Source organism: Cellulomonas terrae (assembly GCF_007990265.1).
Lineage (GTDB): Bacteria > Actinomycetota > Actinomycetes > Actinomycetales > Cellulomonadaceae > Cellulomonas > Cellulomonas terrae.
This window is the reverse complement of record NZ_BJWH01000016.1, coordinates 73,050-85,800: the sequence shown is the minus strand read 5'-3', so window position 1 is coordinate 85,800 and position 12,751 is coordinate 73,050. Positions and strand designations below refer to the sequence as shown.

At 73.1% G+C, this 12,751-nt stretch carries 9 protein-coding genes and 1 pseudogene; 2 read left to right on the top strand and 8 right to left on the bottom strand.

Translation table 11 applies throughout. The annotated features are described in order from the left end of the window. Nucleotides 1-3: 3 nt before the first annotated feature. The 4 genes and pseudogenes from CTE05_RS14515 to CTE05_RS14500 form a co-directional block, all read right to left on the bottom strand. Nucleotides 4-1,947 (bottom strand): annotated as a pseudogene (locus tag CTE05_RS14515) (beta-galactosidase); the annotation flags it as partial. 2 nt (nt 1,948-1,949) lie between these two features. Next, on the bottom strand, nt 1,950-2,918 hold the full coding sequence (locus CTE05_RS14510) for a carbohydrate ABC transporter permease (RefSeq protein WP_146847031.1): 969 nt from the start codon (nt 2,916-2,918) through the stop codon (nt 1,950-1,952). Beyond that, the gene (locus CTE05_RS14505; RefSeq protein WP_146847030.1) at nt 2,915-3,910 is read right to left on the bottom strand and encodes an ABC transporter permease; all 996 of its coding nucleotides are present in this window, start codon (nt 3,908-3,910) and stop codon (nt 2,915-2,917) included. The genes CTE05_RS14510 and CTE05_RS14505 overlap by 4 nt, the downstream gene beginning before the upstream one ends. Then, a complete protein-coding gene (locus tag CTE05_RS14500) occupies nt 3,910-5,568 on the bottom strand; it encodes a type 2 periplasmic-binding domain-containing protein (RefSeq protein ID WP_146847029.1) in 1,659 nt (552 codons plus the stop codon). Before CTE05_RS14500 ends, CTE05_RS14505 begins: the two co-directional genes overlap by 1 nt. Before the next feature lie 217 nt (nt 5,569-5,785). Between CTE05_RS14500 and CTE05_RS14495 the strand changes: the two genes are divergently transcribed. Both CTE05_RS14495 and CTE05_RS14490 read left to right on the top strand, forming a co-directional pair. Beyond that, nucleotides 5,786-8,587, top strand: a complete 2,802-nt coding sequence (locus CTE05_RS14495) for a glycoside hydrolase family 3 protein (RefSeq protein ID WP_246123637.1) — start codon at nt 5,786-5,788, stop codon at nt 8,585-8,587. An 18-nt stretch (nt 8,588-8,605) separates the two neighbouring features. Next, nucleotides 8,606-9,055: a nitroreductase/quinone reductase family protein gene (locus tag CTE05_RS14490; RefSeq protein WP_146847028.1), complete on the top strand. Its 450-nt coding sequence runs from the start codon at nt 8,606-8,608 to the stop codon at nt 9,053-9,055. On the opposite strand, the gene CTE05_RS14485 is transcribed toward CTE05_RS14490, so the two are convergent. From CTE05_RS14485 to CTE05_RS14470, 4 genes are read right to left on the bottom strand one after another with little or no spacing between them, the layout of a single operon-like run. Continuing rightward, nucleotides 9,052-10,254: an N-acetylglucosamine-6-phosphate deacetylase gene (locus CTE05_RS14485; RefSeq protein WP_146847027.1), complete on the bottom strand. Its 1,203-nt coding sequence runs from the start codon at nt 10,252-10,254 to the stop codon at nt 9,052-9,054. The genes CTE05_RS14490 and CTE05_RS14485 overlap by 4 nt on opposite strands. Beyond that, nucleotides 10,233-10,712 carry a hypothetical protein gene (locus CTE05_RS14480; RefSeq protein ID WP_146847026.1) on the bottom strand — a complete coding sequence of 160 codons (480 nt, stop codon included), beginning with the start codon at nt 10,710-10,712 and terminating at the stop codon, nt 10,233-10,235. The genes CTE05_RS14485 and CTE05_RS14480 overlap by 22 nt, the downstream gene beginning before the upstream one ends. Next, nucleotides 10,709-12,049 carry a YndJ family transporter gene (locus CTE05_RS14475; protein WP_146847025.1) on the bottom strand — a complete coding sequence of 447 codons (1,341 nt, stop codon included), beginning with the start codon at nt 12,047-12,049 and terminating at the stop codon, nt 10,709-10,711. The genes CTE05_RS14480 and CTE05_RS14475 overlap by 4 nt, the downstream gene beginning before the upstream one ends. Further along, complete coding sequence (locus CTE05_RS14470; RefSeq protein WP_146847024.1) at nt 12,046-12,693, bottom strand: TetR/AcrR family transcriptional regulator; 648 nt, start codon at nt 12,691-12,693, stop codon at nt 12,046-12,048. The genes CTE05_RS14475 and CTE05_RS14470 overlap by 4 nt, the downstream gene beginning before the upstream one ends. Nucleotides 12,694-12,751: the final 58 nt, after the last annotated feature.

The window sequence follows — 12,751 nt, the reverse complement described above, 5'->3', positions numbered from 1 at the left end:
GGCGCCGCCGGCGGCCAGTCGCAGCCCACCGTCCACGTCCGTCGCCGTCAGCAGGTCGTGGCCGGTCCAGGCCAGCTCCGCGGGCGAGTCCCCGTGGTTGAGGACGAACAGCAGGCCGCCCCGCACGGCGACCTCGACGTCGTCCGGAACGTCGGCCACGGGCGGCGCGACACCGGCGGCGGCGACGCAGTCCGCCACGATCGCGGCGAGCACCGGTGCAGGTGGCACCGTCGAGACGTACCAGGCACCGCCCTGCCGGACGATCGCCGGACAGCCGTCGAGACCTGCACCCGCATAGGTGGCGAGGACCTCGGCACCGTCCACGCTCAGGCGCTCCGACCAGAGCGACGCGGTGAAGGCGCCGTAGCGCTCGGAGCGCACCGGGACGCCCGCCGCCGGCAGCGGACGGTGCTCCTCGCCGGACGCATCGAGCACGCCGGCCCACGGCACCGGGAAGCGGCCCTGCCGGATGCGCTGGTCCTCGTCGGCGATCCCGCTGAACGGCCCGACGAGGAGGGTCCCGCCGCGCTCCACCACCCGAGCCACGTTCGCGGCGTCGGAGTCCGACACGAGGTGCAGCAGCGGGACGACCACCAGGTCGTACCCGTCGAGGTCGGCGCCCGGCGGCACCACGTCGGTCGCGATGCCCGCCCGCCAGAACGGCTCGTGGTACGCCGCCAGCTGGTCGGGGACGCGCAGGCGCGTGCTCGGCACCGAGTCCGCCTCGCCGGCCCAGAGCGACGGCCAGTCGAAGACGAGCGCGACCCGCGCGTCCACCGCGGTGCCGACGACCGCCCGCAGCCGGCCCAGCAGCCGGCCCTGCTCGCGGACGGCGCGATGCAGGTCGGTGTCCGGGCCGGCGTGCGGGAGCATCGCCGAGTGGAACCGCTCGGAGCCCTGCGCGGAGGCCCGCCACTGGAAGTAGCAGACCGCGTCCGCCCCGTGCGCGACCGCGCGCAGCGAGTCCCGCAGCATTCCGCCGCCGGGCTTGGGCAGGTTGTGCGGGCGCCAGCTCACCGCCCCGGCAGCCTGTTCGAGCAGCGCCCACGGGCGGCCGCCGCCGACGCCGCGGGTCAGGTCGTGGGTGAGCGCCGCGCGTACCGGGGCCGACGGGTCCGCCGGGTCCGCGTAGTGGTCGTCGGCGACGACGTCGAGGTCGTCGGCCCAGGAGAACTGGTCGACGAGCGGGAAGAAGCCCATCGCGTTGGTCGTGACGGGCGCCGACGAGGACGCGCGGATGATCTCGGCCTGCAGCCGGTACACGTCCCGCAGCTGGTCCGAGGTGAACCGCCGGAAGTCCAGCAGCTGCGTCGGGTTGTGCACGTACGGCGCGGTGCGTGGCGGCACGATCTCCCGCCAGGCGCCATAGCGCTGACTCCAGAACGCCGTGCCCCAGGCACGGTTGAGGCCGTCGAGGTCGCCGTAGCGGTCCTCGAGCCAGGTGCGGAACCGGTCCGCGCACAGGTCGCAGAAGCACGCCTGCCCGAACTCGTTGCCGACGTGCCACATCGCGACCGCGGGGTGCGCGGCGTACCGCTCGACCAGGGCGGTGACGAACGCGGCGACGTGGTCGCGGTAGACGGCCGAGCCCGGGCAGAACTGGTTGCGGGAGCCGACGCTCATCCGGACCCCGGACGCGTCGACCGACGACGTCGTCGGGTCGAGGCGGGCCAGCCACGGGGGCGGCGACGCGGACGGCGTCGCCAGGTCGACGGCGATCCCGCTCTCGTGCAGGAGGTCGAGCACCTCGTCGAGCCATCCCCAGCGCAGGACGCCGGGGCTGGGCTCGAGCGTCGCCCACGAGAACACGCCGACGGTCACCAGGTTCACGCCCGCCTCGCGCATGAGCGCGACGTCCTCGCGCCACACGTCAGGCGCCCACTGCTCGGGGTTGTAGTCGCCGCCGTACAGGATCCCGCGGTCGCGGGTCAGCTCCTCGAACGACATGCTCACCCCTTGATCGCGCCGAAGATCACGCCCTTGGTGAAGTGTCGCTGCACGAACGGGTACACGATGAGGATCGGCACGATCGCGAGGACCATGACCGCCATCTTGATGGGCAGGCCGGTGACCGCGCCCGTCGCGACGTCGACCTGGCCGACGCCGCTGCCCGGCAGGGTCACCCCCTGGAGCACGTACGAGCGCAGCACCAGCTGCAGGGGCCACTTGGCGTTGTCGTTGATGTAGAGGATCGCGTTGAAGAACGCGTTCCAGTAGCCGACGCCGTAGAACAGTGCGACGACGGCGATCACGGCCCGCGACATGGGCAGCACGATCCGGCCGAGGATCCGCCAGTCGCCCGCGCCGTCGATGCGCGCCGCGTCGAGGATCGAGACGTCGATGCCCATGAAGAAGTTGCGCAGGATCAGCACGTTGAACGCCGACACGGCGCCCGGCAGGATCAGCGCCCAGTAGCTGTTGATGAGGCCCAGGGAGCTGACCAGCAGGTACGTGGGGATCAGACCCGCGCCGAAGAACATCGTGATGAGGAAGACGAACAGGATCGGGCGGTGCGCGAACGACCCCGGCCGCGAGAGCCCGTACGCGCCCATGACGGACACGGTGGTCGACAGCACGGTGCCGACGAGGGTGATGAAGGTGCTCACCAGCGCGGCACGCGTGACCGTGCCGCCGCCGAGGATCTGCGTGTAGGCGTTGAACGTCAGCTCGCCCGGCACGGTCACCAGCCCACCGACGCGGATGGTCTCGGCCTGCGTCGACAGGCTCGTGAGGATCACGGTGTACAGCGGGAAGACGACCGCCAGCACGACGGCCGTGAGCACGACCACCTTGAGGGCCTGCCCGCCGACCGACGGCCGGCCCTCCCAGGCGGGGCGGTGCTTCGAACGGCGCGGGCGCCGGCGAGGTTCCGGCAGGACCGCCGTCGCGGCGGAGATCTCGGTCGTCTGTCCACTCATGCGCGCTTGTACACCCCCGACTCACCGAACACGTGCGCCAGCTTGTTCGCCCCCAGGACGAGCGCGAGGCTGACGACGCCCTTGACGAGCCCCGCCGCGGCGGCGAAGCTCCAGTCCCCGTAGACGACACCCTGGAAGTACACGTAGGTGTCGATGACCTCGGAGACGCCGGCCCCCACGGCGTTGCGCTGCAGGATCAGCTGCTCGAACCCGACGGTCAGCGCGTCGCCGAGCCGCAGGATGAGCAGCAGGATGATGACCGGACGCAGCGCGGGCAGGGAGATGTGCCACATGCGCCGCCACCGGCCCGCCCCGTCGACGGCAGAGGCCTCGTACAGCTCCGGCGACACCGTGCTCAGCGCGGCGAGGAAGATGATGATCCCCCAGCCCGCGTCCTTCCACACCGACTGCATCGTGATGAGGACGAGGAACGTGTCCGGGTTGGTCATCATGTCGAACCCGCTGCCCAGCCCGTGGTCGCGCAGGGTCTGGTTGATCAGCCCCGCGCCGCCGAAGATCTGCTGGAACACGGTCACCACGAGCACCCACGAGAAGAAGTGGGGCAGGTAGACGATCGACTGGATGGTGGTCCGGATCCCCGGCGTGACGACGCTGTTGAGCAGGAGCGCCAGCAGGATCGGGATCGGGAAGAAGAACACGAGCTGGAAGGCCGTGATGATCAGCGTGTTCTCGACCGCGTTGACGAACAGCGGGTTGGTGAACACGCGCTCGAAGTTGACCCAGCCGACGTAGGGGCTGTGCAGGAACCCGGTGTACGGCGAGTAGCTCTGCCACGCGATGACGTTGCCCAGCATCGGGACGTACGCGAACACGCCGAGCAGGAGGATCGCGGGCGTGACCATGATCAGCAGCGACCTGTCGCGCTTCAGGCGCACGCGCCAGCCGATCGTGCGGGTGGGTGCGGGCGCCGGGGGCGGCGCCTCCCCGGGAGTCACAGGGGGGCGCCGCCGGACCAGCTCGGACAAGGACATCAGCTCTGCTGGTCCAGGATGTCCTGGTAGAACGCCCGGAGCTCGTCGCCCCCGGAGGCGCGCCACTCCTCGACGGCGGCGTCCAGGTCGTCGAGGCTCTTGCGCCCGCGGGAGATGTCCTTCTCCAGGTCCACGAACGGCTGCCCGATCGAGGCGTACTGCTGCGGCTCGACGATCTGCTGCGCGTAGAACAGCGGGTCCGTCGTGTACTCGGCCGCCTTCGCCTTCCATTCCGACGCTGCCTTGACGTAGCCCGGGTACTGCACGTGCGTCTCGGAGAGCGGCGGGTCAACCAGGAAGATGTACGTCGGCTGCAGCTCGGTCGCGGCCAGGTCGGTCGGCACCGGGAGCCCGTCGGCGCCGCGCGTGTAGTGCACGCCCTCGACGCCGTTGTTGATGGTGTCGTACTCAGTGGTGCCGTACGGCGCCGCGAGCACGTTCGCCATCGCGAGGAGCTCCTTGATCTTGTCCTCGTCGTCCGTCTTCTTGAGGAACGAGAAGATGTTCGCCGGGTTGCCCTTCCAGAGCACCGGCGTGCCGCCGTCGGCCGCGAACGGGTCGAAGGGCTGCTGCCAGTACTCCGGGTTGCTGGCGAGGTTGTCGCGCATGGCCTCGTGCCACCCGCCGACGCCGTCGTTGGCGATGAGCGACTTGCCGGACTGGAACCGCGTCTTGGCCTCGCCCGACAGGTCCGCCACGGCGTCGGGGTGCACCGCACCGCTCGCGAAGAGCTCGGCGTTCCAGGCGAGCGCCGCGCGGTACTCCTCGGTCTCGACGCGGTGCACGAGGGCGTCGCCGTCGAGCTTCCACTTCGGCGGCACGGCGTGGATGATCGCGGCCGTGTTCCACAGGTCCTCGGCGCCCCACACGCTGCCGCCGGTCAGCTCCTTGGCCAGGTCGAGGAGGTCCTGCCCGCTCGTGACGTCCGGCGTGATGCCGAGGCCGTCGAGGATGTCGCGGCGGTAGAAGATCGCGTCGGTGATGACCTCGCCCGGGAACGGCAGGCCGTAGAGCCTGCCGTTGAAGACGCAGAACTTCCACGCGTCCGAGGAGATGTTGGCCAGGTTCGGGTACGGCGTGACCTTGTCCCCCGCGAGGAACGGGGTGAGGTCCTGGAAGACGTTCTCGACGATCTCGGACCCGAAGCGCGGGGGGAGGTTCCAGGTGGGGATGGAGACCCAGTCCGGCACGTCCTTGGCCGACGCCAGCACCGTCGCCAGCTTGTCGCCGTAGACGTTGCCGTCGGTGATCTGGAACTGGATCTCGGAGCCGAGCAGGTCGTTGACGGCCTCGTAGTACTTGTTGCCCTTGGTGGGCGGGATGGTGCCCCACAGCGGGGTCATCGCGGTGTAGACGACGCCGGTGCCGGGGGCGTCCTTGACGGACTGCACCAGCTCGGCCGGGATCGACTCGTAGCCCGGGACGGACCCGTTGACGCTCGGGTAGTCCGGGTCGATGTACGTGACGGGGATGTACTTGGGGATCACGTCGCCCGCGGCGGCCGCAGGGTTCGTCGCCGACGGGGTCGGCGACGTGGAGCAGGCTGTCAGGAGACCGGGGATCCCGACGACGGCCGCGCCCGTCGCGATCAGGCCCAGGAACCGGCGGCGGTCGACCGCGTGGTCGCCCAGCCGGCCGAAAGTAGGCGTGGCGTTCATCTGCGTCCCTTCACTTCCTCGTGGAGATCGCGTCGAAGCGGTTCGACGGCGAGACTCTATGGCCCCGTCTCCACGGAGGCAAGGCCTAGGGCCTCTGGATCGGCACTTGCGACAAACAGGGCCGTCAAGCACCATGAATGCCGCACACTGCCTCCCCGTGTACGGTCGAACTCATGTCGAATCGGTTCGACGTTTCGGCGCTTAAACGATTCATGAATTGTCCCCAGCACTCGACGACGAGGACCCCGTGGCCGACCACTCCCCTCCCGACCGGCCCTCGGGCACCGCCCCCGCCCGACCCTTCGCCGCACGCGCGCGGGAGCTGCTCGACCAGCTCACGCCGACCGAGCGGCTCGCCCTGCTGCACCAGCACGCCGCCCCGGTCCCGCGCGTCGGCCTCGGCCCGTTCCGCACCGGCACCGAAGGCCTGCACGGCGTCGCGTGGCTCGGCACGGCGACCACGTTCCCGCAGCCCGTCGGGCTCGCCGCCACCTGGGACGCCGACCTGCTGGAGCGCGTCGGCACCGTCGTCGGCACGGAGGTCCGGGCCAAGCACGCGGCCGACCCGACGGTCTCGCTGAACGTCTGGGCGCCGGTCGTCAACCCGCTGCGCCACCCCCGCTGGGGACGCAACGAGGAAGGGTTCTCCGAGGACCCGCACCTCACCGCGCACCTCGCCACCGCCTACGCCCGGGGCCTGCGCGGCAACCACCCCACCTACTGGCGCACGGTCCCCACGCTCAAGCACCTGGTCGCCTACGGCAACGAGACCGACCGCAGCGTCACCAGCGCGCAGCTGTCCCCCCGGGTGCTGCACGAGTACGAGCTGCCGGCGTTCCGCGGACCGATCGAGGCCGGCGTGGTGGGGGCCGTGATGCCGTCGTACAACCTCGTCAACGGCCGCCCGAACCACGTCGCCCGCGAGCTCCTCGACGAGGTCCGGGGCTGGACGCAGGCGTCGCTGCTCGTCGTCTCGGACGCGGGTGCCCCCACCAACCTGGTGGTCGGCGAGCGCTACTACGACGACCACATCGAGGCCGCCGCGGCCGCCCTCCGGGCCGGGGTGGACTCGTTCACCGACCACGACGCGGACCCGACCCGGACGATCGCGCACCTGGGCGCGGCCCTGGAGCGCGGCCTGCTCGACCAGGCGGACGTCGACCGCGCCGCGCTGCGCCAGCTGGAGCTGCGTCTGGCGACCGGCGAGCTGGACCCCGAGGCCGACCCGTGGGCGTCTATCACCGCCGCCGACCTGGACCTGCCCGCCAGCCGTGTGCTGGCCCGCGAGGCCGCGACGCGCGCGGTCGTCGTCCTGGAGAACGACGGGGTGCTCCCGCTGCGACCCACCGCCCGCGTGGCCGTGGTCGGGCCGCACGCCGACCAGGTCCTCACCGACTGGTACTCGGGCACCCCGCCGTACACGGTCTCGATCGCCGCGGCGCTCGACCCGACCCACGTGGTGACCGGTGCGGACACCGTCGCGCTGCGGTCCCGCACCACCGGCGCCTACGTGGACGCGGGTGCGGACGGGACCCTCGTGGCCACGGCCCGCAGCGCCGCCCACCACGACGTCACCGACTGGGGCGAGGGCGTCCTGACCCTGCGCGCCGCGACCACGGGCCTGCTGTGGACCGGCGCGGGGTGGATCCTGCGCGCGGACGCACCCGGCGTGCACGGGTGGGTGGCGCAGGAGAGCTTCCGCGCGCACCGGCACGACGACGGCTCCGTCTCGTTGCAGCACGCGGGCTCCGGCCGGTGGCTGGTGGTGCAGCGCGACGGCGGCGTGCTCGTCGCGGACGCCCCCTCCGCGGCGACCGCCGAGCGGTTCACGCTGCGCACGGTCGCGTCCGGGACGGCCCGCGCGGTGAGCGTCGCGCGCGACGCCGACGTCGTCGTCCTCGCGGTCGGCAACGACCCTCACCTGCTCGGACGCGAGACGGAGGACCGCCCGCACCTGCGGCTGCCCGAGTCGCAGGCGGAGCTCGCCCGCGCGGTGCTCGAGGCCAACCCGTCGACCGTCCTCGTGGTCGTCTCGTCCTACCCGTACGTGCTCGGCGCGCTCGGCGACGACGCCGCGGCGGTCGTCTGGACCGCGCACGGGGGCCAGGAGCTCGGCCACGGGGTCGCGGACGTGCTCCGCGGCGACGCCGAGCCCTACGGCCGGCTGGCGCAGGCCTGGCCCGAGGCCGAGCAGGACGCCGGGGACCTGCTCGACTACGACGTGATCGGCGGCGGGCTCACGCACTGGTACGCACCCCGGCCCGCGCGGTGGGCGTTCGGGCACGGGCGCAGCTACACGACCGTGGCGTACGAGGCGGTCGACGAGGTGGCCGGGTCGGTCCGGGTGACCGTCCGGAACACCGGCGACCGCCCCGTCGACGAGCTGGTCCAGGTCTACGCGGCCGCGCCGGAGCACCGGCTGCCCGTCCCGCACCGACGGCTCGTCGCACACCGACGTGTCCGGCTCGAGCCCGGCCGGACCGCGGTCGTGGCTCTCGACGTCCCCGCCGACGCGTTCGCAGTCTGGGACGTGACGCGCGGCCGGTTCGTCGTGGAGCCCGGACGGTACGAGCTGCACGCGGGACCGTCCTGCGCGGATCTCCCGCTCGTGGTCCCGGTCGACGTCGCCGGTGAGCCGGTGCCCGCACGCACGCTCGGCTCGTGGGTGCGGGCGATCGACCACGACGACCGCGCGGACGTGACGTTCGCCGAGCAGACCCGGGAGACCGGCGACGCCCTGGAGGTCTCGCGCGGCCGGCGCAGTGGCTGGGTGCTGTTCCGGGACGTCGACCTGACCGGCGTCGGCCACGTCGACCTGACCGTGGCACGGGGCGGGTCGGTGCGGGTCGAGGTGCGCGACGGGCGCGGCTGGCAGGCGATCGGGACGGCGTCGGCCCCGACGGGCGGCCGGTACGACTGGTCGACCGTGGCGTTGCCCGTGTCGACCGACGGCGTCCACGACGTGCGGCTGGTCCTCGTCGGCGAGATCCGGCTCGGATCGCTCCGGGGCCGCGCCTGACGCCGCTACGGTGGGCTGATGACGAGCCCCGCGCTGCCGCCGAAGTGGTTCATCCGGGTCGCCTGGCGTGTGCACCGGGGCCTGTACCGCATCAGCGGCGGCCGGTTCCTGTGGGAACCGTCGAACAAGCGCGGGTACGGCGCCCTGCGACTGACCACGACCGGGCGGACGTCTGGCCAGGAGCGCAGCGTCATCCTCGGCTACCTCGAGGACGGCCCGAACCTGGTCACGCTCGCGATGAACGGGTGGATCGAGGGCCACCCCGCCTGGTGGCTCAACCTCCTGGCGCAGCCCGAGGCGGTCGTCCGCCTCGACGGCGAGGAGCCCCGGCCGGTCCGAGCGCACGCCGCCGAGGGTGCGGAGCACGACCGGCTGTGGGCGGCGTGGACCGCGGTCAACCCGAAGCTCGACGCGTACGCCGCGACGCGGACGACGGTGACGCCGGTCGTCGTGCTCGAGCCCCGCTAGACCCACGCTCCGCCGCGCAGGACGCGCAGCGGTGCGAGGTCGGCGTCCGTGACGACGAGGTCCGCGCGCCGGCCGGCAGCGAGCGCGCCGAGGTCACGACGACCGAGCACGTCGGCCGGCACCGTGGCGGCGGCGAGCACCGCGTCCTCGAGCGGGATCCCCGCGGCGACCACGGTCCGGACCACGTCGAGCAGGTGCGCCACTCCCCCGGCGATCGCGCCGGTCTCGTCGGCGACCCGCGCGACGCCGTCGGCGACGGTGACCTCCATCGGGCCGAGCCGGTACGACCCGTCGGGCATCCCCGCCGCCGCCATGGCGTCGGTGACCAGGGCGATCGAGCCCGCCCCGACCAGGTCGAAGACCGACCGCACGGTCCCGTCCGCCAGGTGCGTGCCGTCCGCGACGAGCTCGACCACGAGCTCGCCGCGCGCCGCGGCGGCGAGGCAGGCGGCGATCGGTCCGGGGTCGCGGTGGTGCAGCGGTCGCATGCCGTTGAACAGGTGCGTCGCGGTGAGCCGGCGGTTGGACCGCGCCGCGAGCAGGTCGAACCCGCGGTCCACGGCCTCGTCGACCTGCTCGGCGGAGGCGTCCGTGTGCCCGATCGACGGCACCGCGCCGACGTCGACGAGCGCGGCGACGACCTCGTCGGCCGTCGGCACCTCCGGCGCCACCGTCATCGTGACGAGGTGACCGTGGGCCGCCTCGGCGATCCTGCGGACCAGCTCCGGGTCGCCGTCGAGCATGTCGGCAGGGTTCTGCGCGCCGCACCGGGCCGCCGAGAGGAACGGTCCCTCCAGGTGGATGCCGACGATCTCACCGGCGTCCGCCAGCTCGGCGAGCAGCGACGCGCGCTCGAGCAGGACCTCCGGTGCGGCGGTGACGAGCGACGCGACCAGGCTCGTCGTGCCGTGCCGGCGGTGCTCGTCGACAGCGCGCTGCGCGTCGGCGGCGTCGACCGCGTCCGGGAAGCTCGCACCCCCACCCCCGTGACAGTGCAGGTCGACCAGGCCGGGCAGGATCGTCGTGCCGCTCGGCTCGGGCAACGACCAGCCCCGGGGCAGACGGTCGGCCGGGCCGACCCAGACGATGGTGGCGTCGTCGACGACCACGACACCGTCGTCGAGCACCCCCCGAGGGATGACGAGCCGACCGCGCAGGACCAGGGGGTTCTCGGTGCTCACGGGGCAATCCTTCCCCATGGCAGCGCCGCCCCCTGCGCATCCGTCCAGGGCACCGCCCGGGCGTGCGTCCGTCCGGTCCACCAGCGGGCCCCACCGGCTCCGACGGCCCCTTCCGCCGCCGCGACGAACCAGGCCCACCCGCTCAGCGCGAGCAGGTTCCACGAGGCGCACAGCGTCATCGACAGACCTGCGCCGACCAGCGCGAAGACGAGCACGTGGACCCACTCGCGACGGGTGCCGGCCAGGGCCCGGGCCGTGAGCAGGCCCGCGGGGAACCCGACCACGGCGATCAGGACGGCCGCGATCAGCCCCACGAACGGGAAGTAGGCGAGAGCAGCCGTCAGCCCCGCCTCGGAGGCCGCTGCCGGACCCTGCACGGCGTACGCGATCACCAGTCCGACGAGGTTGACGACCACCAGCACCCCCAGGCAGCGCAGGCACAGGGCGGCGATCGCGCCCGGTCCGCGGACGCTCATGCCATGGTCCCGACGGAGTGCCGGTCCGCGGCGAGGACGCGGCGGGCGCCGCGAGCGAGCAGCCTCAGGTAGGCGCGCTGGCCGACCACGGTGAGCGGACCGGCGAGCCGCACCCACCAGCGGTCGGGCACCGAGAAGGCGGTCACGACGAACCACAGGTCGCCCGCATCGTCCCTCTCGACGGTGAACGCCTCCTCCCCCCGGAAGACGTGCCCGGGGAGTGTCCCGTACCCGAACCCGACGCGGTCCGTGACCCGTTCGACCCAGACGACCTCGCACGGCTCCGACAGGCGCACGGGCCAGACCCCGATCCGGCTGACGACGCGCACGCCGGGCACTGCCTGGGGCCCGTCCCGCAGGAGCTCGATCCGCGCGGCCTCGTGCACGTGCCACCGCAGCAGCGCGTCGCCGAGCACGGACACGTCCCGCGGGGTCGACCCGGGCGCCAGCAGGTGCCGCACGTGCAGGTGCCGGTAGCCGGTGGGGAGCGGGCCAGCCTGCGTCGCACCGATCTCGGGGTACGTGAGCCCGGTCGGCTCCGGCGAGCCGGGCAGGAGCCGCAACCCGAGCAGCGTGCACAGGACGAAGCCGAGCGCGTTCGCGACACCGTGGGTCGTGGCCATCCACGACAGGCTCGGGTGCGCCAGCCCGGTCGCCTCCCCGACCGCCCACCACAGCGCGAGCACCATCGAGACGACGATCGTCACCGCCCCGACCCGCAGCGGCACGCGCGCCGCGACCGATCCCACCAGCCCCACCGTGGCGGCCGCCGCGCACCAGAGGCCGACGGTCAGCACCACCGCGCCCACCAGCTCTGCGGCGTCGGACACGAAGTACCCCAGCAGGACGAGCAGCACCCCGGCGGGCGCGGCCACCGCCGCGGTGCGGGTGAGCCGCGTGTCCGACGCGTGCGCCACCAGACCGACCACCAGGCACGCCCCGAACCCCGCGAAGAGCATGTGCGGGACGGTGAGCGCCAGGTAGTCCCCGGAGAACCCGACGAGCCCCCGGCCCGCCCGCTCCGCGACGAGCGCGACCGCGCCCACCAGGGGTGTCGCCAGCGCGACGGCGGTCGCGAACGACCGTGCGCGCGCCGCGCACAGGGCCAGCTCGACGGCCGCCGCCGCGAACGGCAGCGCGAGGAGCGCGGCCGGCAGACCCACCGGCAACCAGACGCTCACCGCCGCGAGAAGGCCGGCCAGGGGCCACCACACCGACCTCGACCCGGGCACGACCCGGTCGCCGAGCAGCCGCAGCCCGAGCGGCAGGACGACGACCGTGCCGAGCCCGACGACACCGCGCACCAGGTCCGCCGCGACCGGCGACAGCTCGCTCATGACCGCACCGCCTTCACGAGTGCCAGCACGTCGTCGGCCGCGCCCCGCAGGACCGGCAGCCGCGACAGGCGGACCAGCCGACCGATCAGCGGCGCGATGCCCTCCACCAGCGTCCGCGTCCGCCGCTGGCCGGGTGACCCGTCGTAGACCCAGAAGAGGGTGACCCCGAGCTGCGCCAGCCAGAGCAGCTCCGGGAGCTCCTCGCGCAGGCCGGCCGGTACGGCGGGCGACGCGCCCTCCACCAGCTCCCGGAAGACGCTCTGGCTCAGCTCGCGGGACGCACCGGACTCCGCCGAGAACGGGCTCGCGGCCGACCCCGGCCGGATGGCGACCGTCACGAACTCGGCGCCGAACGCGTGGTACTCGGCGAACGCGTCGACCCCCGCCAGCATCACCCCGCGCAGCCGCGCGGTCAGGTCGCCGCCCTGGGCGAGCACCGCGCGGGCGGCCACGGCGTGCTCGCGCGTGACGTCGAGGTAGAGCTCCTGGACGAGGTGGTCCTTGGAGGCGAAGTGGTAGTACGCGTTGCCCGTGGCGACGCCCGCCTCCTGCGCGATCGCCCGCATCGTCGTCGCCGCGTACCCGCGCTCGCGGAACAGCCGGAGGGCGGTGGACCTCACGAGGGCCTTCGTGTCGTCGCTCATGCAGTCAGTTGAACATGTTCAACTGAACACGTTCAAGAGGACGGCGGTGTGACGTGGG